We start from the raw sequence: 20,964 nt of genomic DNA, 5'->3' as shown, positions 1-20,964 counted from the left end.
GATATCGATGCGCTTATTTTAGTGTCAGCAAGTAGTTCACCAGAGAGAAGTACTCATCCATCGTCTTGATGCTTTGTGCTTGAACTAGGTATTTGTTGTTAACGATAACCGCAGGAACGCCGGTTAGACCGCTGTTTTCAAATTGCTTGTCCATACGGCGAACCATGGAATCAACCGCAAAGCCTTTGAATGCAGAGTCGAATTTCTTCGCGTCTACACCTTCATCAAGGAAGATTTGGCGAAGCTCTTCATCGTTACGTGGCGCCTTCTTTAGATTGTGGATGCGGTTAAACATCACAGGCACTATTTTGTCTTCCACTTTTAGTGCAACCATGGTCGCGTAGGCTTTGCTCATTGATGGGCCCATATTGCCACCCATGAAAGAAACGTGGTTTTTTAGTAGTTTAGTGCCTTCTGGCAACTGCTTTTTCAGTTGCTGGATTACAGGTTCAAAGCTATTACAGTGCGGGCAGTAGAAAGAGAAAAACTCCGTCACAAGAGGTTTTTTTGATGCCTCAAGATCCAATACTTTGTAATGTTCACCTTCTTTGAATTGCGCTGCATGTGCCGACAGGCTTAACATCAGCATAGAAAACAGTGCGAACAGTTTTTTCATCGAAATATCTCCATTTTTGAATTTTTGGCCTGACTTACCATTGAGGCATTAAAGACAGCGGTGCTTCTTCTAAAGCGGCGATCTGCTCTTTAAATGCAAGGACCTGACCTTCCCAGTATTTTGGCTCATTAAACCATGGAAAAGCGAGAGGAAATGCAGGGTCATGCCAACGTTTTGCTAGCCATGCCATATAGTGCACCATTCGTAGACCGCGAAGTGGCTCGATTAGTTTCAATTCTGCAGGATTAAAGTCGCAAAACTCTTGGTAAGCCTCTAAAACAATGTCCAGCTGCATCAGTTTGTCTTGGCGTTCACCGTTCAGTAGCATCCATAAGTCTTGTACTGCAGGGCCGTTACGAGCGTCATCCAAATCAACAAACATAGGGCCATCTCGCCACAAAATATTGCCTGGGTGGCAATCGCCATGCAAACGAATGATATTGAAGCCTTCTTGCCAGTGGCTTTCAATTGATTTGATCAGCATATCCAAGTCATTGAAGAAGCTGTTCTCCAAGTGCATTGGAATCATATTGGCGTTTTGCAGAATCTCTCTTGGTTGATACAGGTATTCTTGTAAGCCAATAGTAGGACGATGTTGGAAGGCTAGGCGGCTGCCGACTTTATGGATTCGGCCAAGGAAACGCCCTACACCTTCGAGCTGATCTAAATTGTCAACCTCGTATTGGCGACCACCCACGCTATCAAACAGCGCAAAAGCATAGCCTTGATAGCGATGCAGGGTTTCACCGTTGATGCGCACAGGTGGTGCGACGGGGATTTCGTTGCCAATTAGTTCTAAAGTGAAGTCGTGCTCCTCTTGGATCTGTTCATTGCTCCAACGTTCAGGACGGTAAAACTTGACGACATAACGACGACGCTCTTCGTCAGTAAATTGATAAACACGGTTTTCGTAGCTATTGAGGGGAAGAAAGCCTGATTCTGCGCGAACGCCGATGCTTTCTAACGCGTACCACATAAAGTCTGGGGTAAGGGCGTCAAAGTTAAACATACTTTGGGACATATAAACAAAAAGGCTCATTACTGAGCCTTTTTCCGTTAGTCACTGAAGTAGCGCTATAGTTTTTTAATAAAACGGCTTTCTACTTCAATGGTGAATTCGTTGCTCTTATCGGTGAGTATAAACTGAATTGTCGTAATCGCAGAGTTTAGCTTGTCAGGATCGGCACCAAGACTCATTGGCAAGTTCAATACCTCACCTGGCTGGACCTGGATTGTCTGCTTACCATACCAGCTTACATCGGATAGCCCTTCAACATCCAACGAGTACTCTTGAACTTGCTGAGTTTTGTTGATCACCTTGAGGGTGTAGGTGTTTTCTACTTCTCCCGAGCTATTAACGCGGAACAGTTGGTTACGGTCGCGAATAACACTCATGCCGGCTGGGTCTACCGCTGCAATTTGGGCAAAGAACAGACCAATCATGACCAGTAGCACAGCTCCATAGCCCAGCAGCTTCGGACGCATGACTTTGGTACTCTTACCCGATAAGCGGTGCTCGGTGGTGTAACTAATTAGGCCTTTCTCGTAGCCCATGCGATCCATGGTGTTGTCACACGCATCAATACAGGCGCCACAGTTGATACATTCATACTGCAAGCCGTCACGAATATCGATACCTGTTGGGCACACCTGCACACACAAGTCACAATCAATACAATCACCCAAACCAAGTTGCTTTGGATCGGCTTTGCGCGGACGTGGGCCACGTTTTTCCCCACGTTTTGCATCGTATCCAACGATGAAGGTGTCTTTATCAAACATGGCAGACTGGAAGCGCGCGTAAGGACACATGTGAATACACATGATGGAACGCATCCAACCAGCATTACCATAAGTACAAATGGCAAAGAACATTACCCAAAAGACGGGCCAGAAGTTGGCGTTAAAGGTGAAAAAGTCGATAACCAATTGCTTCATTGGTACGAAGTAGCCAACAAAAGTAAAACCAGTGGCGAGTGCAATGGCAAACCAAGCTATATGTTTGACGGTTTTACGCATCGCTAAATTCGCCGTCAGCTTATTGGAGTCTTGTTTGCGGCGTTTATTGGCACTACCTTCGAGCTTCTCTTCAAACCAGATATACATGAAGGTCCAGACGGTTTGTGGGCAGAGATAGCCACACCAAACTCGACCTAAGAAGGTGGTAATAAAGAACAACCCAAACGCTGCGATCACAAATAGCAAGGCGAGTAGGGTAAGATCTTGCGGATACAATGTGGTACCGAAAAAGTTGAACTGCTGGTTGCCAATATCGAGCAAGATCGCTTGACGTTCACCGTAAGGAATCCACGGTATCAAAGCGAAGAGAAGCAGTAAGAACCAACCACCGTAACGACGCAGTTTCTGGTAAGTCCCTTTGCTTTCGCGTACATAGATGCGATTACTTGGGTTGAACCGATCCCCATTCCCTTTATGAGTCTTAGGGTTGTAGGTTTTAGGAGTCACATCTTTGATATCGATCTTATCCTGACTCATGCACTCATCCTTCTTAGGCTTTTATAATGTACGGCGTCATTTCTATTGATGTCGCTCGATGACATTGCTACTTCGTCCCTATCATAAATCATGACCGGACATAATTATTTTAGTAAATACTGATGAACGGCGATTATACAATCAATAACAATTCCTTTTCTTTAACGCAGTCAACGTTTAACAACAAAAGTCAGTACAGTTAACCTGATAATTGGCTGAACAGTTATAACCAACTGTGGGACTAAAAGTTTTAGTTATAAAAAAGCGACTCATTTGAGGGAGTCGCTTTAAGAATACTGGGCTGTTGAACCGGTTATTTGATGATGCCACGAGCGCGCAGAATCGCAGTTTTAAAATCATCTTCTTGGTCTTTCTTAAGACCTGGGATCATTTCGTCTTTGCTGCTGTTACGCATTTTAAGGTGGTAGATCAGCACGTCGTCGGTCAGATCTTCTAGCTTGCCTTCGTAGCCTGCTTCTTTCGCTAGCTTCACGATGAACTGTATTAGGTTCATTTCTTGGTCTTTATGCCATTCAGGCTCTAGTAGCTCAAGCAGCTCTTCAATGCGATGACACTTCATTTCTTTCTCCACAGAATTTATAGGTGTAATTAGCTGTAAAGGTACCAAATTGCTTTGCGAAGACCAAATAGGAAAAACTATCTATTTCACTGTGTTTTGTTCTAAGTCGTTGAGGTGGTTTGAGTCGCGTGCAAAGAAAAAGCGCAGCTGGCGCCGCGCTTTTGATTAAGCTGCTTTGATAACTTTGGCCGGAACACTCGACATCATTGCTGTCTTCTCAACCAATGTCATTGCTGGCGCAACTTGCTTTGCCTTTGGTGCAGTAGTAAAGCCACTGCGGCGGCGCATTGCACTAGTATTAGTGTGTGCGAACCTGACTGTTGTTGGGCGCATTAATTTACCTAACTGTCAGGCATATCCATTGCCGATGTAATGGCCTGAATCATTATGAGCTAGGCTCCAACAAGATTGAAGAATCACTCTTCTGGCTCTCGCCAATCCAGTTAATGAATCAGGAATACCGATATGCATGCATATCACGTATAAGATTAGCATCCTTGTAATAATTGGTCGATAGTTGAGCAATTGAATTGTTTAGATTTTGTCATTTTGTCGCGATGATCGAGGCAATTTTTGTTTGATCCCTCGATCAGCAGTAGTAGTATGAGATCTCGACGAAGGAGGTGCCTATGTCATTTTTGAAGAAGACACTTGCCAGTTTTGGGATTGGGAGCGCTAAGGTCGACTCAATCCTAAATCAAGACGTGCTATATCCTGGTCAAAGTGTGGATGTGTCTATCCATGTTTATGGTGGTGCCACTGAACAAGCGATCGACAACATCGATTTAAAACTGTGTTGTCGCTATATCGCGGAAGCTCCTGATGACCGTGGTGCGCGAGAAGGACACAGCATGCGCCGAGTACCTCAGACTCATGTGCTTGCTAAGTGGAGTCTCCCTTATGCGTTTACCATCCATTCCGGCGAAGAGCGTACCTTCGATGTTCAGCTCGATGTGCCTTGGAATACGCCTGTCACCATTGGTGACGCCAAAGTGTGGCTCGAAACCGGCTTGGACGTTGCTGCTGCTTTAGACCCGACCGATAAAGACATCCTCACCGTTCGGCCTGATCCACTAATGGATGCGGTGTTATCCGCATTTGAAGCGCAAGGTTTGCGTATTCGCCAAGTGGAGTGTGAGGAAGTAAAAGGGTTCGACCTGCCATTTGTGCAAGAATTTGAGATGGTGCCGACTGACGGGCCATACCATGGCGTGTGGCGTGAGTTAGAATTTGTCGCTCATCGTAGCGAGCAAGAACTCAAATTATGGTTTGAAGTTGACCGCACACGCAAGGGCGAGGGTGGCATGCTCGCAAGCTTACTGGGTAGCGGAAAACTCAAACGAGAGTTGACCATTCCAGCCACGACTAAGCTTGATCAAGTGGGCGAGCTTGTACTTAATTATCTCGATCAAACCACGGCCGTTCATGAGCCTTAATTTAAGCTTACACGTGTAAGCCTAATGTGCCATACTAGAGCAAATTTCAAACTCTAGTATAGGCGCATTGATGTCTGAACTGCAGAAACCTCAATACAGTCAACGCGAAGAACTGGCCAATACCATCACTCATGGCATTGGGATGATTTTTGGTATTGTTGGCTTGATACTGCTGCTAATCAAAGCCATAGACCAGCAAGCTGATACGCTGACGCTGGCCAGTATGGCTGTCTATGGTGCGAGTATTATCGTGCTATTTTTGGCTTCGACGCTGTATCACGCAATTCCGCACCCCAACGCCAAACGCTGGCTAAAAACTTTCGATCACTGCGCCATCTATCTGCTCATTGCTGGCAGTTATACGCCTTTTTTGTTGGTGAGTTTACGTACGCCGCTCGCGTTTGGTTTGATGATTGTCATCTGGACCATTGCTCTACTCGGCATCATTATGAAAGTCGCGTTTGTTTACCGATTTAAAAAGCTTTCCTTGATGACGTATTTGGTCATGGGCTGGCTGTCGTTGATTGTGATTTATCAGTTGGCGATCAACTTGGATATTGGCGGACTGACATTACTCGCAGCTGGTGGGATTGTGTATTCACTGGGGGTGATTTTCTACGTTGCGAAGCGTATTCCATTCAATCATGCGATTTGGCACGGCTTCGTTTTAGCGGGTTGTGTGTGTCACTTTTTCGCAATTTATTATTTTGTCGAGCCTATCTAACGGATAGATATGAACTCGACAAAACATGTGTTATCACATTAACGAGTTTTCACTTCTAACACTTTGGCTGAAAACTGGTATTGCTGAGACTGCGGCACTGCCAGTTTGATGCTTTTACCCTGTTCTGCTTGTTGTGGTCGCAGGTAAGTATCCGCCATTCGCTTGATGGATTGCCAAACTGTGACTTTTTCTTTCGCCAGTTGCTGGCCAGACATATCAAATACCAGAACTTCCACTTCAACTTGAATCACCGATTGTGAGCTTTGATTGGTAATGGACGTTGGCAGTACGAGCTCACCATCTTGATAGCTCGCGGAGCCAATCAGTACGTCGACACCAGAGTCAGACAGCTGCATGGTTGGCTTTTTGGCGTTTACCACCACAGTAGTGCCAACAGTTTTCGTCACAACTGGAATTGTCGCAATTGCGGGAGCTGCGATCGTTTCAACCGCGCCTATTGTCGCTTGCGTCTCTGTTGCTTGCTGCGCAGGTTTTTTCATGACGTATTCCCAAGTAAAGTCATCGTTTAACTTCACTTCTCGACCATCGGCTAAAGTGATGACTTCAGCGGCGTATGTGGATGAGGCGGCAAGTAGGGTCGCCAGAGTGATCCATGTTTTCATTGTTATACCTTTTATTTGTGTCTGCTTAACGGCGCCAAAACGCAGGGAAGAACAGTACAAGAATAGTCAGAATTTCCAAGCGGCCCATCAACATGCCAAAGCTCAGAAGCCACTTGGCGGTATCTGGCAGAGGCGCGAAGTTACCCGTCGGTCCAATCACGCTTCCCATACCCGGGCCGACGTTGGCTACCGCAGTGATGGCACCAGAGATGCTAGTGATGGGGTCTAAACCCAGCGCACTCAAGCAACCCGCGATGAAGATGATGGTGATAAAGAACATCAAGCCAAACGCGACCACCGAGCGAACAATGTCATCATTCACTGGGCGTTGGTTGTAGCGCTGTACAAACACACCTGAAGGGTGAATCAATTTCATCATCTGTTTGTTCAGCAGTGTCATTGCGATTTGGAAACGGAAGATTTTGATCCCACCAGACGTTGACCCCGAACATGCACCCGCCATCATTAAGAAGGCAAAAAGAGTTGTGGGTAATGCGCCCCACGCGGTGAAGTCCTCTAAGCCAAAGCCGGTTGTGGTGACGACAGAGACGATATTAAACATCGACACTCGTAGCGCATCCAAAATGGTGTATCCGTCTCGAATCACTAACCAGGCTGAAATCACTAAGCTTGAGAACACGAACAGGTACGCGAATCCTCGAACTTGAGCGTCGTTAACTAACACATCAATACGGCGTTTACGTAACGCGGCGATGAAGAGCAAAAATGGCAAGCCACCTAAGAACATAAAGGTAGTGGCCACCCAGTGTGCGCCATTAGAGAAGTGGTTCATCGACCCGTCGGATGTAGAGTATCCGCCCGTTGATAGCGTGGTAAAGGCGTGATTGATCGCTTCAAACAGGTTCATGCCGGTGACCAAGTAGCCCACAATGCATAAGCCAGTAAGCATCAAATAAACCGCTACGATGTTTTTGGCGACCGTTTTTGCTCTCGGGCTACTTTTATCCGACCAATCGGATGATTCGGTTTGGAATAGCTTCATACCACCGACATTGAGCATAGGTAGCACCGCCACCGCCATTACGATAAAACCAATCCCCCCAAGCCACTGCAAAATAGAGCGCCACAGCAAGATGCTCGGCGCCATGTTGTCTAGGCCACTGAGCACCGTTGAGCCCGTCGTGGTGATACCCGACATCGTTTCGAAGTAGGCGTCGGTGAAGCTGATGTGGTTGATGAACACAAACGGCAAGGCGGCAAACGCACTGGCGATGGTCCAAACCAAACTGGTGATGAGGAACATATCGCGTACGCTGAGTTTGAACTTGGCGGTTCGACCGATCGTTAGGCAAATGAAGGCGGCAAGGTGCGTGATCACAACGGCTTGGGCGAAATCGAGGAATCCCCCCGTACCGGTAAAGAAAGCGACCAAAGTCGGCACGTACATAAACAGGGCCAGTTTGGATAAAACCAGCCCGATAACAAACAGTACGGGACGTAAGTTGACCATAGGAAAATCCTAGAGGAAGAATGGACTCGGCTGGAATAGCGCTTCGACGTCTGATACGTATTTTTTGTTGACCAGGAACATCACCACATGGTCATCCTGCTCGATGACCGTACGGTCGTGGGCAATAAGGACTTCTTCGCCACGAACGATAGCACCAATGGTGGTCCCAGGTGGGAGCTTAATATCTCCAATCGCACGTCCAACCACTTTGGATGTACTTTCATCACCGTGAGCGACGGCTTCAATTGCTTCCGCAGCGCCGCGGCGAAGTGAGGATACGTTCACGATGTCGGCACGACGAACGTGCGTCAGCAAGGCGGAAATGGTCGCTTGTTGTGGTGAGATCGCCACATCAATTACGCCGCCTTGTACCAGATCTACATAAGCGCCACGTTGGATCAGCACCATTACTTTTTTCGCGCCCATGCGTTTTGCCAACATCGCAGACATGATGTTGGTTTCATCTTCGTTGGTCAGCGCGATGAAGACGTCGACTTGGTCGATGTTCTCTTCCGAAAGAAGCTCTTGGTCTGCCGCGTCGCCGCAGAACACGATGGTGTTTTCTAGCTCTTCTGACAGTTTTTCTGCACGTTGGTAGTTACGTTCAATCAGCTTCACGCTGTAGTTTTGTTCTAAGCGCTTTGCGAGACTGGCACCAATGTTACCCCCGCCAACAATCATGATGCGGCGGTACGGTTTTTCTAGGCGCTGAAGTTCACTCATCACTGAGCGAATATGGTTGCTTGCGGCGACGAAGAACACTTCATCGTCGGCTTCAATGATGGTAGTGCCTTGCGGGCGAATCGGACGACCCTGGCGGAAAATAGCCGCCACACGGGTATCGATGTGTGGCATGTGCTCACGCAAAGCAGACAGCGCGTTACCCACCAACGGGCCACCGTAGTAGGCTTTTACCGCCACTAGGCTGACTTTCTGTTCAGCAAAGCTCACCACTTGCAGCGCGCCCGGGTATTGGATCAGACGTTCGATGTAGCTCGTAACGAGTTCTTCTGGGGCGATAAGGTGATCGACAGGAATGGCGCCAGATTTAAACAGGGCTTCTTTTTCTGCCAAGTATTCTGGAGAGCGAATACGCGCAACGCGGTTTGGGGTGTTGAATAGAGTGAACGCGACCTGACAGGCGGCCATGTTGGTTTCATCAGTGTTGGTCACCGCGACGAGCATATCGGCGTCTTGTGCGCCCGCTTCGTGCAGCACGTCTGGGTGGCTCGCATGGCCATTGACCACACGCAGGTCGTATTTGTCCTGCAATTCACGCAGTCGGTCGGCATTATTGTCGACGATGGTGATGTCGTTGTTTTCACCCACTAGGTTTTCTGCCAGTGTGCCGCCAACCTGACCTGCACCAAGAATAATGATCTTCATACTCTTTTCTCGTATCTGAAAAAGGCGATTGAAATCACTCCAATCGCCCTATTTAGCATGCTGTTACGCGTGTGTTTTGGTTAGCACTGCGTAGTAGAAACCATCCATATCTTCTTCGCCTGGTAGAATTTGACGACCAGGCTGGTCGGGATCAGAATCCAGCAGTTGCGCATCCGCGGTACGTGCTAAAAACGCTTTTACTTGCTCCACGTTTTCTTGCGGTGTGATTGAACAAGTCGCGTAAACCATTGTGCCGCCGGGCTTCAGTTGCGTCCACATGGCATCAAAAATTTCACTTTGTAGCTCTGCTAATGCGGCGATGTCGTCTGCACGACGTAGCCATTTGATATCTGGGTGACGACGAATCACGCCAGTCGCAGAACATGGGGCATCCAGCAAAATGCGATCAAATTGCTCGCCTTGCCACCATTCTTGTGGATTACGCGCATCACCGCAAACCACTTTTGCCTGAAGGTTGAGACGCTTCAGGTTTTCATGCACACGTTTCAGGCGTGTGTCGTCGCAGTCAATCGCGACCACTTCACTGCCCGACGTGCGCTCTAGAATGTGCGCCGTCTTGCCACCTGGCGCAGCACAGCAATCTAAAATCAGTTCGCCGTCTTGTGGTTTTAGGTAGTTGATCGAAAGCTGCGCTGCCGCATCTTGGACCGAAACCCAACCTTTATCAAAACCAGGTAGCTTCATCACATCACATGGTGCGGCCAATTTTATGGCGTCCATTGCTTCTGTGTGTGGCGTGCTATCAATGTTTTCATTTTTGAGTAGCGCAAGGTATTCATCACGAGTGTGATGTTGGTGGTTCACACGCAGCCACATTGGTGCTTTTTGGTTGTTCGCTTCAACAATGCTTTCCCATTGCTGTGGGTAGGCCTCTTGCAGCAGTTTTAGTAACCAGCTTGGGTGACCGTACTTGCCAGCGTTGTTGCTGACGGCCATTTGGTCGAGTTCTTCTTGGTTGCGTTGGTAGTTACGCAATACTGCGTTAATCAAACCACGCAGACGAGGACCTTTCAGCTCTTTAGTGCCTTCAACCGTTTCACCGACAGCTGCGTGCGCAGGAATGCGCATGAAGCTCAGTTGGTAAATACCAACCAGAATTAGGTGATGGAATACACGTTGTTTGCCTTTGAGCGGCTTATCCATCAATTGGTTTGCGATCATTTCTAGGCGAGGTAGGTAACGTAGCGCACCGTAACAGATCTCTTGTAGCAGAGCGTGGTCACGAGGTCGTACCGTTTGTTGAGCCGCTGGAAGAGCGCTTGAAAGTGAGTGGCCCTTGTCGACGACAAGATACAGGACGTTAGCAGCCGCAGCGCGAACATTCATGATGAGTACCTTAAAGTAAAGGAGGGCATCTCTGCCCTCTAAAAGTTCGTATTATTGGGGATAATAACCCCTAGTATGGCTTAAACCAGCAGAGTGCCGACTTCAAACCAAGCTGCACGTGAGTTTAGAATATCCTGAACTGACATAGCTTTTTTGCCAGGAACTTGCAGTTGTTCTAGCACCAGTACGCCGTTGCCTGTCGCAATATAAATACCGGTTTTATCTGCTTGCACGATAGTGCCGGCTGGCTTGTCACTGGTTTGCTCTGCCACACGGCTTTGCCATACTTTGATGCTGTTTTCTGCCGCCTCAAAGTGGCTCATTGGCCATGGGTTAAATGCACGAACGCAGCGCTCAATGTGAGCCGCATCGTCGTTCCAGTTAATGCGTGCTTCTTCTTTGCTGAGTTTTTTCGCGTAGTTCGCTAGCTCATCGTCTTGCTTCACTGGCACTGCTTTACCCGCAGCAATGTCGGCTAAGCAGTCAATCAGGGCTTCTGGGCCAAGCTCAGCCAATTTTTCGTACATTGAAGCGCTGGTATCTGTCGCTTCGATTGGCAGAGTTGCAATCTTCAGCATATCACCAGTGTCGAGACCGATGTCCATCTGCATGATGGTCACGCCCGTTTCTGCGTCGCCCGCCCAAATAGAGCGTTGGATTGGAGCCGCACCACGCCAACGAGGTAGGATAGAACCATGTACGTTGATACAACCCAGTTTAGGGGTATCAAGAACCGCTTGTGGCAGTAGCATACCGTACGCCACGACAACCATGAGATCGGCATTCAGATCGGCAAGTTCTTGTTTCGCTTCGTCGGACTTAAAGCTTTCAGGTTGGTAAACCGGGATGTTGTGTTCTAGCGCCAGTTGTTTTACCGGTGGCGCAGCCAATTTCTTGCCACGACCCGCTGGACGATCTGGGTTTGTGTAAACCGCGATGACTTCATGCTCCGAAGACAACAACGCCGCCAAGTGACGGGCGGCGAAATCCGGAGTACCTGCAAAGACAATACGTAAAGACTGACTCAAGGTAGACTTCCTTCTAATTGGTATGGTTCGAGATTAAGCGTTTTGCTGCTTCTCGTTAAAGCGTTTGATTTTTGCTAGCTTGTCCTGAATGCGTTTGCGTTTCAGTGGAGATAGGTAATCCACGAATAGCTTACCTTGTAAGTGATCAAGCTCGTGTTGAACACAAATCGCTAGCAGGTCGTCGGCTTCAAAGGTGAACTCTTTGCCATCACGATCCAGTGCTTTAACGGTAACTTCTGCAGCGCGAGGCACAAGTGCGCGTGCACCTGGTACCGACAGACAGCCTTCTTCGATGCCATCTTCGCCACGCTTTTCCAGAATCTCAGGGTTGATTAGCACCATCGGCTCATCGCGAGTTTCTGAAATATCAATCACTACGATACGTTTGTGGATATCAACCTGCGTTGCAGCAAGGCCAATACCTTCTTCGTCGTACATGGTTTCAATCATGTCATCGACGATTTTTTGAATCTCAGGCGTCACCGCTTCAACAGGCTTTGCGACTGTGCGCAGGCGATCATCCGGGAATGTTAATACTTGTAATACAGACATATTCACTCGAAATATTGAACTGTGCCGAAACAGCACAAACCTTGTTGGCTCAATTCTAGACATTTTATAGCCTAAATGACAGCATCCTTGCACCAATTTCCATTCTGGTTCCTGCTTAATAGACCAAGGACGAGGGTCATGAATCGAATTTTCCGCAACGTTGCCAGTGTTACGTTGCCGTTACTTTTCTCTTTCAACGCTGTAGCAAATGTGGATGCAAACCCACTGACTGTTAAAGATGATGCGCCACAAACATATGTAGTCGTGAAGGGCGATACGCTATGGGATATTTCGGCCATGTACTTGGATAGCCCGTGGTTGTGGCCTCGTTTATGGCAAGTAAACCCGGAAATCGACAACCCTCATTTAATTTATCCCGGTGACAAGCTGTCTTTGGTGTGGATTAACGGTCAGCCCGTATTGAGCCTAAAACCGGTTAAGAAGCTGAGCCCGAAAGCACGCATCACGGAAAAGAAAGCGGTACCAACGGTCGCGGAAGGTTTGGTGATGCCTTACCTCAAATCGGATCGGTTGCTGGATCAAGATGCGTTGAACAGTGCAGCAAAAGTGATGGGTAGCAGCAAAGGCAGTAAGTATCTGACGGCAGAAGATGTGCTGTATATCAATGGCAAGCAGACCGCGACAGGCTGGGCTATTTACCGACCAGTAGCTACCTTTTCGCGTGACGATGTGTCCGAAGATATTACCGCGCTGCGTTTGATTGCCAAAGGCGAGCTCGTTGAAGCTTCGAGTGATTATTCAGGTTTGAAGCTTACATCGCAGATGCAAGAAATTCTACGTAACGATATCGCGTTGCCAAATCAATCGGTTGAGAATACTGACTTCACGACTACGTTCTACCCGCTGCCGTCGCCACAAGGCAGTTCGGCAAAGTTGCTAGGTAATATCGAAGGTATTCGCTTTAGTTCAACTAACCAAGTCGTGGTGATTGATAAAGGCACGTCAGACAATCTGAAGCAAGGCAGTGTGTTTGATTTAAAAGAAGACGCGCATCCAGTTTACAAAGACGGCGATGAGTTCAAGAAAGAGTTTGGCGTGCTTGATAAGAAAATCACTCTGCCACAGAGTAAAGTTGGCGAATTGCTTGTGATTCGTCCGTATCAGTACTTTAGCTTGGCACTGATCACTAACAGTAAGAAACCCATTAACCAAGATATTTCGGTGGTGTCACCGTTGGCGGACGAATTAACCATCGATGAATCGACGAAATAACGATGATCTCGCTGCCTGGTTAAAACTGAGTTGTTTGCCAGGCATTGGCGGCGTCAAAATGAATAAGCTACTGGCAAGAGACACGCCACGTAACATCGTAAACTTCTCTCCTGAACAGCTACAACAACTTGGGTTAACAACTAAGCAAATTCAAGCTTGGGCTTCAACAGATAAAGAAGTCGATGCTTGTTTAAGCTGGCTTGAGGCTTCTACAAGTCATCATATCCTGACACTGACTGACCCGCTTTATCCACCTCAACTCAAACAAATCGTTGCGCCGCCTCCGTTGTTATTTGTTGAGGGGAGTCCCACCTTTTTATCGCAACCACAAATTGCCATGGTGGGTAGCCGAAATGCGAGTATTGATGGCTTACAGCATGCACGCCACTTTGCCGCAGAATTTGTTCAGCACGATTTTATTGTCACCAGTGGTCTCGCTTTAGGCATTGATGGCCATGCGCACGATGGTGCGTTGCAAGCAAAAGGTAAGACGATTGCGGTGCTGGGATCTGGCTTAGAAAATATTTATCCGGCACGTCATCGTGGTTTAGCGCAACGTGTTATTGAACATGGGGCTTTGGTGTCTGAGTTTCGCCCCAACGCCAAGCCGCGCCCGGAAAACTTCCCGCGTCGAAACCGCATTATTAGCGGATTATCGCTAGGTGTGTTAGTTGTGGAAGCGGCGGAAAGGAGTGGCTCGTTAATTACTGCTCGTTACGCGCTTGAGCAAGGTCGAGAAGTATTTGCGCTGCCAGCTTCGATAAATGCCCCTAATGCCAGCGGTGGAAACCAGTTGATACGTCATGGCGCTTGCCTCGTAGAAAAGACGAAAGATGTCTTAGATGAAATACAGTCCTTGCTTGATTGGTCTATTAATCAGAGTACCGATTTATTTTCTACGTTAAATGATGAAGAAGAATTGCCATTTCCTCAGCTGTTAGCTAACGTAGGAAGTGAAGCTACACCGGTTGATATTCTTGCAAACAGGACCAATATACCTGTCCAAGAAGTCATGATGCAGCTCTTAGAGTTAGAACTCTCTGGGCATGTCGTTGCGGTTTCAGGTGGCTATATTCGAAAGGGGAGGGGCTAGCTATGATGATGGATATACTGATGTATCTATTCGAAACCTACATCCATAGCGATGCAGAGTTACAGGTCGAACAAGACGAGTTGGAAGAAGAGTTGCTTCGTGCAGGCTTCCAACAAAAAGATATCTACAAAGCCCTTGTCTGGTTAGAAGAGCTTGCCGCATTGCAGCAAAGTGACACCTCTTCTGCAATCTCGACTTGCATGGCTTCGTCATCAACTCGTATCTACACAGCGAAAGAGATGCAGCGTTTAGATTTGGAATGCCGAGGTTTTCTATTGTTTCTCGAGCAAATCAATGTGTTAACCACAGAAACTCGCGAAATGGTGATTGACCGAGTGATGGGATTAGAAACGAGTGAGTTTGAGCTTGAAGACCTCAAATGGATCATTCTGATGGTGCTGTTTAATGTGCCGGGCAACGAAAACGCTTACACGCTAATGGAAGAGCTGTTGTACACCAAGGAACAAGGGATTCTTCACTAACCATCTGGGCAAGTTCGAGTTTAGCTAGAATAAACGCGAGCTTGTCTTTTTGTGTGTTTTTCACGAAACGGTAAGTATGAGTAGTAAAATCGACAACACCCTTTTCTCTGCCCATGAACACGCTTTGGAACACGAGCCGTGCCCTAAATGTGGCAGCGAGTTGACCCTCAAACATGGCAAACACGGTCCCTTTCTTGGCTGTAGCCACTACCCAAGCTGTGATTACATTAAACCGCTACACAGCAATGATGGGCACATCGTGAAAGAGTTGGGTGTGCCTTGTCCTGAGTGTGGCAATGAGTTGGTACTCCGCCAAGGGCGCTACGGCATGTTTGTCGGTTGTAGTAACTACCCGGCTTGTCATCATATTGAGTCGATTAATCAACCAGAGCCAGAAAAGCAGTCGCAAGAGCTCCACGCGTGTCCTGAATGTGGCAAAGGACATTTGGTTGAGCGTAAAACCCGATTTGGCAAAACATTCTACGCGTGTGATAACTACCCTAAATGCAAATTTGCTGTGAACCTTGCTCCGGTCAAGGGGCGATGCGAAGAGTGTGGTTTTACTCTGTTGGTGGAGAAGAAACTTGCCAGTGGTGTGAAATTGCAATGTGCCAATCGTAAGTGCCAGCACACCCAACAAGGGTAAATACATCAAAGGAATTAAAAAGGGTCGCATCGTGCGACCCTTTTTTGTTTTTTTGCTGCCAAACGTTAGTGCTGAGGCTGTTTAGCGAACGCTTGCACGGCTGGGAAAGCTATTGGGTCTAAGATGTCTGCCAGAGCGCACAACCTACGGTGCAATTCTCCTGGGTAGTCGCCACACACGTTGATGTGTCCCATTTTTCGCCCTTCACGTTTCTCTTTGCCATACCAATGAAGGTGGCAACCATCCATTGATAACAATGCTTCTGGTAGTGTGTCTTCACCAAGAATATTGATCATTGAGGTTTCACGAACCAATTTCGTACTACCTAATGGTAAGCCGCATACTGCGCGCAGATGGTTTTCAAACTGACACGTTTCTGCACCTTGCTGTGTCCAGTGACCAGAGTTGTGCACGCGTGGGGCAATCTCATTCACTAACAGTGTGCCATCGACATCAAAGAACTCTAATGCCAGTACGCCAACATAATTCAGGCTGTCAGCTACAGCGGTGAACATCTGCTTGGCTTGCGCTTGAAGTTCTGGCGCATCAATTGTGGTGGATAAGCTCAGTACGCCATTGATGTGAACGTTTTCTGCTAGAGGGTACACTTCAACGCTGCCATCTTTACCGCGAGCACCAACCAGTGATACTTCGCGGTTAAAAGGAACAAACTCTTCAGCAACAATCGCTTGAGTTGGTGTTGCCGCGATGCACTCTGCCATCTCAGTCCAAATGTCGTCGACTTGAGAAGCTTCTTTTAAGCGCCATTGACCTTTACCATCGTAACCTCCCAATGCACTTTTCAGAACCATTGGCATACCAACGTGTTCAATTGCGCGCTCAAAGTCTTCACGAGTTTCAATGACGTAGTATTTCGCGTTGCGCACGCCAGCATCATCAAGCAGTGCTTTTTCAATACGGCGATCACCACCTGCTTTGATGGCTTCTGTGCTTGGTAGAAACTTTCCGCTTGCTTCACAGACATCGAGAACATCATGAGGGATATGTTCGAACTCGGCGGTAATGACATCTACTTGTTCAATCGCATTTTCTAGACCATGGCCTAATACGTGCTGAGTGAGTGGGTGAACGATGTTTGCACTCCCGACATCATAAGCGGAAATTTGGATATTTAATGGTGCACCAGCCAGAGACATCATTCGAGCCAACTGACCAGCTCCAAGAACCAGTACATGCATCTGATCAATCCTCAGCTGGGTTTGGGTGAGCTAATACCGTTTCCGTTTGTTCATTGCGGAATGCTTCTACTTTTTCCATAATGCTGTCGTCATGAGTACCGAGAATTTGTGCCGCGAGAATGCCGGCATTTGCCGCACCTGCTTCACCAATGGCTAAAGTACCTACTGCGATGCCTTTTGGCATTTGTACGATGGACAATAAAGAATCCATGCCCTTCAATGCACGGGACTGAACTGGCACGCCAAGTACGGGCACACTAGTAAATGCAGCCGCCATGCCTGGTAAATGCGCGGCGCCACCAGCACCTGCAATAATAACTTTGATACCACGTTCTTTTGCGCTGCTTGCGTAATCAGCCAATAGTTGAGGAGTGCGGTGAGCTGATACTACTTTTGTTTCGTAAGATACGCCAAACTGATCCAGCATGTCTGCTGCCAATTTCATGGTTGGCCAATCGGATTTAGAACCCATGATGATACCGACTTTCATCTCAAACTCCTTCAAGCAACAAAATAAGGTGAGCCATAAATTTGGGGGCATTATACGGGGATTTTTATCTCAAGCAAACGTTTGCGCCTCGTCTTTAACGCTATTGATACATTTCATAAAAAAATTGCTTTAGTGTCTGAGAATGAATATTTGTACACTTAGTGAAAATAATACAGTCAGACAATCAGGAAGTAATCGGTGGATAACTTTGAACAAGTGCTCAACGCACTACAACAAGGCGAAGTGATTGCCTACCCAACAGAAGGGGTTTTTGGTGTCGGATGCGATCCAGATAACCCAGAAGCAATTCAAAAACTGCTGGAGCTCAAGCAGCGTCCGGTGGAAAAAGGGTTGATTCTGATCGCCGCAAGTTATGAGCAGCTCTTGCCGTATATTGATGAATCTCAACTGACTCAAGCACAATTAGCGACCGTTCATGCAACTTGGCCTGGTCCATACACTTGGATCATGCCAGCGAGCGATAAAGTCTCCAACTGGGTTTCAGGACAATTTGATTCAATTGCAGTTCGTGTGACTGATCATCCTTTGGTGCAAAAAATGTGTAATGCATTCGGAAAGCCGTTAACCTCTACCAGCGCGAATCTTTCCGGCTTGCCACCGTGTATGACCACGGAAGAAGTCGAAGAGCAATTGGGTGACAAGCTGGTGGCCATTCTTCGTGGTGAAACCAGCGGTCGTGATAAACCCAGCGAGATTCGTGACGCCAAGACTTCACAAATATTAAGACAGGGCTAACCCTGCTTGCCAGTCATCAACCGGTATCACGTAATAGGTAATAACGTATGTCAGCAATCGATAAGTACGCCGTAAAGCAGTTCCTGATGTCACTTCAGGACTCCATTTGTCAGCAGTTAGAACAAGAAGATGGAAAGGCCGTCTTTGTCGAGGATGCATGGCATCGTGAACCGGGCGAGCGTCTTGGTGGCGGTGGGCGCTCACGTGTTCTACGTGATGGCCTTGTTTTCGAGCAAGGTGGCGTGAACTTCTCACATGTTGAAGGGAAAGAAATGCCAGCATCTGCGACGGCACATCGTCCGGAGCTAGCGGGTCGCCGTTTTGAAGCGATGGGGGTCTCTTTGGTTATCCATCCCAAAAACCCTTACGTCCCAACTTCTCATGCGAATGTGCGTTTCTTTATCGCCGAGAAAGAGGGCGAAGACCCAATTTGGTGGTTTGGTGGTGGTTTCGACCTGACTCCTTTCTATCCTTTCGAAGAAGATTGTCAGTCATGGCACGATACAGCTAAGGCAATCTGTGCCCCATTTGGTGAAGAAGTATATGCTGAACACAAAGCGTGGTGTGATAAGTACTTCTTCTTGCCACATCGAAATGAAACTCGTGGTGTTGGTGGTTTGTTCTTTGATGATTTGAATCACTGGGAGTTTGATAAGTGTTTTGATTACATCAAAGCGGTGGGTGAAGGCTATTGCCAAGCTTATTTGCCGATCGTGTCTCGTCGTAAAGACATCGAATATGGCGAGCGCGAACGTGAATTCCAACTTTACCGTCGTGGTCGTTATGTTGAGTTCAACTTAGTGTACGACCGTGGCACTTTATTCGGTTTACAAAGTGGTGGGCGTACCGAGTCGATTCTGATGTCGATGCCGCCGTTAGCGCGATGGGAGTACCGCTACGAACCAGAAGCAGGAACGCCTGAAGCCGAACTTTACGATCGATACCTGAAACCACGCGAATGGTAAGCACGGAATCTCCTTTTCTATATAGATAGATAGTGATAGGGTCATCTGTAATCAGATGGCCCTGTTTTCTCTATATCTAGGTAAGGAATAAAGGTAAGGACATGAACCCGCAAATCGATCGTTACGCCGTGTTTGGTAACCCTATCGGGCACAGCAAGTCGCCATTTATCCATACACTCTTTGCTCGTCAAACGAATCAGTCCCTTACATACACCGCAGAGTGTGCGCCTGTGGGTGGATTTATCGAGGCGGCGAAAGCATTTTTTGCTGACGGCGGCAAAGGCTGTAACGTGACCTTGCCTTTTAAAGAAGATGCCTATCAATTTGCCAGCCGTTTGACCGAGCGTGCTCAGCTTGCTGGAGCAGTGAATACACTTAAGAAGCTTGATGATGGTGAAATCATTGGTGATAACACTGATGGTGCAGGCTTAGTGCAGGACTTGTTGCAACATCAAGTCGTTTTAGAAGGCGCACGCATCCTGATCATAGGAGCTGGTGGTGCCGCTCGAGGAGTGATTAAACCATTGCTCGATCAAAAACCAACATCTCTAACGATAACTAATCGTACATTTTCTAAAGCCGAACAATTGGCAGAATTGTTTTCTGCATATGGTCCTGTTACAGCAAACGAGATGAATACCATTGCTGAAGAGTTCGATGTCATAATCAACTCTACGTCTGCATCATTGAGTGGTGAGTTACCTGCGATCTCTTCCTCGGTGTTCGCCGCCAATAGTACAAGCTACGACATGATGTATGGCAAAGGTGATACCGCATTTAACCAATGGGCTAAGCAACACGGTGCGGCACATGCTTATGATGGTTTAGGTATGTTAGTTGGCCAAGCTGCTGAGAGTTTTATGTTATGGCGCGGTCTTCGTCCTGGAGCTAAACAGATTTTGCGTGAATTAAGAAAGAACCTTGAAGGTCAATAAGCGATGAATCAATCCATCTTATTCCCAGACATGCAATCATGGGATGAAGTGTCACAATCAGTAAACTTTGCGGCGCAACAATCTGGTGCGCTAATAGAATGCTTTGTGACGAAACAAAAGTTAGAAAAGTTATCTGGCTCAGAGTTAGATACGGAGCAGGCCGTGCTCTCTGCTTTTATTGACTACCGATTTGATCTGGAAGAAATAGCAGAAGAGTTAATAGAAGATGAAGCCTTCAACGAAGAAGGCCATATTATCATCGGCTAACAGACCTTTAGTTCAAGTCTTCTACTTCATGTAAGTAGTCGTTTTTGTTTTGAACATAGTTATTGGCAGACTTTTGCAAAAAAGCTCGTTCTGTCTCTGATAGAGGGCGAGCTTGTTTTACTGGACTACCGACATAAAGATAACCGCTTTCTAATCTCTTTCCTGGCGGTACTAAACTGCCCGCTCCAATCATCACCTCTGATTCAATAACGACAGCATCTAAAACAATCGCCCCCATACCAACCAATACACGATCGTGTATCTCACAACCGTGCAGCATCACTTTGTGGCCAATCGTAACGTCATTGCCAATTATAAGTGGGTAGCCGTTTGGGTTTTCGGCGTTCTTATGGGTGACATGCAAAACACTGCCATCTTGAATATTCGTTCGATCACCAATGTGAATGTGGTTCACATCGCCTCGTGCCGCTACTAATGGCCAAATGCTAGAATCGTCCCCAATACGGATATCTCCGACTAACACTGAGGTTGAGTCAACGTAAACACGCTCACCAAGTTGAGGCTTTATACCTTTGTAGCTTCTAATTGAGCTCATCTTTTCTCCTTATTAGGGGCGAGTACAGGGGACATGGAGGTAGAATAGTAGTGAAAACTCGCCTTTTAGAATAAAAAACACCC

At 47.3% G+C, this 20,964-nt stretch carries 24 protein-coding genes; 10 read left to right on the top strand and 14 right to left on the bottom strand.

Going from position 1 to position 20,964, the window contains the following annotated elements; translation table 11 throughout:
* Nucleotides 1–13 precede the first annotated feature (13 nt).
* The 5 genes from CAG69_RS00615 to CAG69_RS22260 form a co-directional block, all read right to left on the bottom strand.
* Nucleotides 14–616 carry a thiol:disulfide interchange protein DsbA/DsbL gene (locus tag CAG69_RS00615; RefSeq protein ID WP_161442185.1) on the bottom strand — a complete coding sequence of 201 codons (603 nt, stop codon included), beginning with the start codon at nt 614–616 and terminating at the stop codon, nt 14–16.
* A 34-nt stretch (nt 617–650) separates the two neighbouring features.
* The gene (locus tag CAG69_RS00610) at nt 651–1,637 is read right to left on the bottom strand and encodes a serine/threonine protein kinase (protein ID WP_161442200.1); all 987 of its coding nucleotides are present in this window, start codon (nt 1,635–1,637) and stop codon (nt 651–653) included.
* 53 nt (nt 1,638–1,690) lie between these two features.
* Nucleotides 1,691–3,112 (bottom strand): cytochrome c oxidase accessory protein CcoG, encoded by a 1,422-nt coding sequence (ccoG, locus tag CAG69_RS00605; protein WP_065646621.1) that lies wholly within the window; start codon nt 3,110–3,112, stop codon nt 1,691–1,693.
* A gap of 313 nt (nt 3,113–3,425) precedes the next feature.
* A complete protein-coding gene (locus tag CAG69_RS00600) occupies nt 3,426–3,692 on the bottom strand; it encodes a YihD family protein (protein WP_005394048.1) in 267 nt (88 codons plus the stop codon).
* Between the two features lie 165 nt (nt 3,693–3,857).
* The gene (locus CAG69_RS22260; RefSeq protein ID WP_005379043.1) at nt 3,858–4,025 is read right to left on the bottom strand and encodes a hypothetical protein; all 168 of its coding nucleotides are present in this window, start codon (nt 4,023–4,025) and stop codon (nt 3,858–3,860) included.
* Nucleotides 4,026–4,321: 296 nt separating this feature from the next.
* Here CAG69_RS22260 and CAG69_RS00595 point away from each other — a divergent pair, with 296 nt between their 5' ends.
* Together CAG69_RS00595 and trhA are read left to right on the top strand one after the other, a co-directional pair.
* The gene (locus CAG69_RS00595; RefSeq protein ID WP_161442183.1) at nt 4,322–5,128 is read left to right on the top strand and encodes a sporulation protein; all 807 of its coding nucleotides are present in this window, start codon (nt 4,322–4,324) and stop codon (nt 5,126–5,128) included.
* 70 nt (nt 5,129–5,198) lie between these two features.
* Nucleotides 5,199–5,852 carry a PAQR family membrane homeostasis protein TrhA gene (gene trhA, locus CAG69_RS00590; RefSeq protein ID WP_005394044.1) on the top strand — a complete coding sequence of 218 codons (654 nt, stop codon included), beginning with the start codon at nt 5,199–5,201 and terminating at the stop codon, nt 5,850–5,852.
* A 38-nt stretch (nt 5,853–5,890) separates the two neighbouring features.
* Here the strand turns inward: trhA and CAG69_RS00585 are convergent, their stop codons facing one another.
* From CAG69_RS00585 to def, 6 genes are all read right to left on the bottom strand, one after another.
* Nucleotides 5,891–6,475: a DUF3157 family protein gene (locus tag CAG69_RS00585; protein ID WP_006742924.1), complete on the bottom strand. Its 585-nt coding sequence runs from the start codon at nt 6,473–6,475 to the stop codon at nt 5,891–5,893.
* A gap of 25 nt (nt 6,476–6,500) precedes the next feature.
* Complete coding sequence (locus CAG69_RS00580) at nt 6,501–7,946, bottom strand: TrkH family potassium uptake protein (protein WP_006742925.1); 1,446 nt, start codon at nt 7,944–7,946, stop codon at nt 6,501–6,503.
* 9 nt (nt 7,947–7,955) lie between these two features.
* Nucleotides 7,956–9,332, bottom strand: coding sequence for a Trk system potassium transporter TrkA (gene trkA, locus CAG69_RS00575; protein ID WP_005394041.1), 1,377 nt, complete (start codon nt 9,330–9,332; stop codon nt 7,956–7,958).
* A gap of 63 nt (nt 9,333–9,395) precedes the next feature.
* Entirely contained in the window at nt 9,396–10,679 is a 1,284-nt protein-coding gene (gene rsmB, locus CAG69_RS00570) for a 16S rRNA (cytosine(967)-C(5))-methyltransferase RsmB (protein WP_005394040.1), read from the bottom strand.
* An 80-nt stretch (nt 10,680–10,759) separates the two neighbouring features.
* On the bottom strand, nt 10,760–11,707 hold the full coding sequence (gene fmt, locus CAG69_RS00565) for a methionyl-tRNA formyltransferase (RefSeq protein WP_161442181.1): 948 nt from the start codon (nt 11,705–11,707) through the stop codon (nt 10,760–10,762).
* A 33-nt stretch (nt 11,708–11,740) separates the two neighbouring features.
* Entirely contained in the window at nt 11,741–12,259 is a 519-nt protein-coding gene (gene def, locus CAG69_RS00560; protein WP_005379068.1) for a peptide deformylase, read from the bottom strand.
* Nucleotides 12,260–12,397: 138 nt separating this feature from the next.
* Here def and CAG69_RS00555 point away from each other — a divergent pair, with 138 nt between their 5' ends.
* The 4 genes from CAG69_RS00555 to CAG69_RS00540 all read left to right on the top strand — a co-directional run bounded on the left by CAG69_RS00555 (nt 12,398) and on the right by CAG69_RS00540 (nt 15,713).
* On the top strand, nt 12,398–13,492 hold the full coding sequence (locus CAG69_RS00555) for a LysM peptidoglycan-binding domain-containing protein (protein WP_161442179.1): 1,095 nt from the start codon (nt 12,398–12,400) through the stop codon (nt 13,490–13,492).
* Entirely contained in the window at nt 13,476–14,585 is a 1,110-nt protein-coding gene (gene dprA / locus CAG69_RS00550) for a DNA-processing protein DprA (RefSeq protein WP_161442176.1), read from the top strand. Before CAG69_RS00555 ends, dprA begins: the two co-directional genes overlap by 17 nt.
* A 2-nt stretch (nt 14,586–14,587) precedes the next feature.
* Nucleotides 14,588–15,067 (top strand): DUF494 family protein, encoded by a 480-nt coding sequence (locus tag CAG69_RS00545; RefSeq protein WP_005379074.1) that lies wholly within the window; start codon nt 14,588–14,590, stop codon nt 15,065–15,067.
* Between the two features lie 76 nt (nt 15,068–15,143).
* On the top strand, nt 15,144–15,713 hold the full coding sequence (locus tag CAG69_RS00540; protein ID WP_161442174.1) for a DNA topoisomerase family protein: 570 nt from the start codon (nt 15,144–15,146) through the stop codon (nt 15,711–15,713).
* 65 nt (nt 15,714–15,778) lie between these two features.
* On the opposite strand, the gene CAG69_RS00535 is transcribed toward CAG69_RS00540, so the two are convergent.
* Together CAG69_RS00535 and purE are read right to left on the bottom strand one after the other, a co-directional pair.
* Entirely contained in the window at nt 15,779–16,912 is a 1,134-nt protein-coding gene (locus tag CAG69_RS00535; RefSeq protein WP_161442172.1) for a 5-(carboxyamino)imidazole ribonucleotide synthase, read from the bottom strand.
* A 4-nt stretch (nt 16,913–16,916) separates the two neighbouring features.
* Nucleotides 16,917–17,402: a 5-(carboxyamino)imidazole ribonucleotide mutase gene (gene purE / locus CAG69_RS00530; protein ID WP_161442170.1), complete on the bottom strand. Its 486-nt coding sequence runs from the start codon at nt 17,400–17,402 to the stop codon at nt 16,917–16,919.
* A 198-nt stretch (nt 17,403–17,600) separates the two neighbouring features.
* Between purE and CAG69_RS00525 the strand changes: the two genes are divergently transcribed.
* The 4 genes from CAG69_RS00525 to CAG69_RS00510 all read left to right on the top strand — a co-directional run bounded on the left by CAG69_RS00525 (nt 17,601) and on the right by CAG69_RS00510 (nt 20,325).
* A complete protein-coding gene (locus CAG69_RS00525) occupies nt 17,601–18,158 on the top strand; it encodes an L-threonylcarbamoyladenylate synthase (protein ID WP_161442168.1) in 558 nt (185 codons plus the stop codon).
* A 47-nt stretch (nt 18,159–18,205) separates the two neighbouring features.
* A complete protein-coding gene (gene hemF / locus CAG69_RS00520; RefSeq protein WP_045607943.1) occupies nt 18,206–19,123 on the top strand; it encodes an oxygen-dependent coproporphyrinogen oxidase in 918 nt (305 codons plus the stop codon).
* A 101-nt stretch (nt 19,124–19,224) separates the two neighbouring features.
* Nucleotides 19,225–20,058 carry a shikimate dehydrogenase gene (gene aroE, locus CAG69_RS00515; protein WP_161442166.1) on the top strand — a complete coding sequence of 278 codons (834 nt, stop codon included), beginning with the start codon at nt 19,225–19,227 and terminating at the stop codon, nt 20,056–20,058.
* A 3-nt stretch (nt 20,059–20,061) separates the two neighbouring features.
* A complete protein-coding gene (locus CAG69_RS00510; protein ID WP_012841273.1) occupies nt 20,062–20,325 on the top strand; it encodes a DUF1488 domain-containing protein in 264 nt (87 codons plus the stop codon).
* Nucleotides 20,326–20,332: 7 nt separating this feature from the next.
* Here the strand turns inward: CAG69_RS00510 and CAG69_RS00505 are convergent, their stop codons facing one another.
* The gene (locus tag CAG69_RS00505; protein ID WP_005394003.1) at nt 20,333–20,881 is read right to left on the bottom strand and encodes a gamma carbonic anhydrase family protein; all 549 of its coding nucleotides are present in this window, start codon (nt 20,879–20,881) and stop codon (nt 20,333–20,335) included.
* Nucleotides 20,882–20,964 lie beyond the last annotated feature (83 nt).

The sequence above is a fragment of the Vibrio sp. V43_P6S15P86 genome (assembly GCF_009904725.1).
Taxonomy (GTDB): Bacteria; Pseudomonadota; Gammaproteobacteria; order Enterobacterales; family Vibrionaceae; genus Vibrio; species Vibrio diabolicus.
This window is presented reverse-complemented; position numbering and strand designations above follow the sequence as displayed.

Coding starts and splice junctions, on each gene's coding strand:
- dprA (WP_161442176.1), top strand. CDS start 13,476: ATGAATCGACGAAATAACGATGATCTCGCTGCCTGGTTAAAACTGAGT.
- hemF (WP_045607943.1), top strand. CDS start 18,206: ATGTCAGCAATCGATAAGTACGCCGTAAAGCAGTTCCTGATGTCACTT.
- rsmB (WP_005394040.1), bottom strand. CDS start 10,679: ATGAATGTTCGCGCTGCGGCTGCTAACGTCCTGTATCTTGTCGTCGAC.
- trkA (WP_005394041.1), bottom strand. CDS start 9,332: ATGAAGATCATTATTCTTGGTGCAGGTCAGGTTGGCGGCACACTGGCA.
- CAG69_RS00600 (WP_005394048.1), bottom strand. CDS start 3,692: ATGAAGTGTCATCGCATTGAAGAGCTGCTTGAGCTACTAGAGCCTGAA.
- CAG69_RS00615 (WP_161442185.1), bottom strand. CDS start 616: ATGAAAAAACTGTTCGCACTGTTTTCTATGCTGATGTTAAGCCTGTCG.
- CAG69_RS00535 (WP_161442172.1), bottom strand. CDS start 16,912: ATGCATGTACTGGTTCTTGGAGCTGGTCAGTTGGCTCGAATGATGTCT.
- CAG69_RS00505 (WP_005394003.1), bottom strand. CDS start 20,881: ATGAGCTCAATTAGAAGCTACAAAGGTATAAAGCCTCAACTTGGTGAG.
- CAG69_RS00585 (WP_006742924.1), bottom strand. CDS start 6,475: ATGAAAACATGGATCACTCTGGCGACCCTACTTGCCGCCTCATCCACA.
- ccoG (WP_065646621.1), bottom strand. CDS start 3,112: ATGAGTCAGGATAAGATCGATATCAAAGATGTGACTCCTAAAACCTAC.
- CAG69_RS00540 (WP_161442174.1), top strand. CDS start 15,144: ATGAGTAGTAAAATCGACAACACCCTTTTCTCTGCCCATGAACACGCT.
- CAG69_RS00555 (WP_161442179.1), top strand. CDS start 12,398: ATGAATCGAATTTTCCGCAACGTTGCCAGTGTTACGTTGCCGTTACTT.
- CAG69_RS00595 (WP_161442183.1), top strand. CDS start 4,322: ATGTCATTTTTGAAGAAGACACTTGCCAGTTTTGGGATTGGGAGCGCT.
- def (WP_005379068.1), bottom strand. CDS start 12,259: ATGTCTGTATTACAAGTATTAACATTCCCGGATGATCGCCTGCGCACA.
- aroE (WP_161442166.1), top strand. CDS start 19,225: ATGAACCCGCAAATCGATCGTTACGCCGTGTTTGGTAACCCTATCGGG.
- purE (WP_161442170.1), bottom strand. CDS start 17,402: ATGAAAGTCGGTATCATCATGGGTTCTAAATCCGATTGGCCAACCATG.
- CAG69_RS22260 (WP_005379043.1), bottom strand. CDS start 4,025: ATGCGCCCAACAACAGTCAGGTTCGCACACACTAATACTAGTGCAATG.
- CAG69_RS00545 (WP_005379074.1), top strand. CDS start 14,588: ATGATGATGGATATACTGATGTATCTATTCGAAACCTACATCCATAGC.
- CAG69_RS00510 (WP_012841273.1), top strand. CDS start 20,062: ATGAATCAATCCATCTTATTCCCAGACATGCAATCATGGGATGAAGTG.
- trhA (WP_005394044.1), top strand. CDS start 5,199: ATGTCTGAACTGCAGAAACCTCAATACAGTCAACGCGAAGAACTGGCC.
- CAG69_RS00610 (WP_161442200.1), bottom strand. CDS start 1,637: ATGTCCCAAAGTATGTTTAACTTTGACGCCCTTACCCCAGACTTTATG.
- CAG69_RS00580 (WP_006742925.1), bottom strand. CDS start 7,946: ATGGTCAACTTACGTCCCGTACTGTTTGTTATCGGGCTGGTTTTATCC.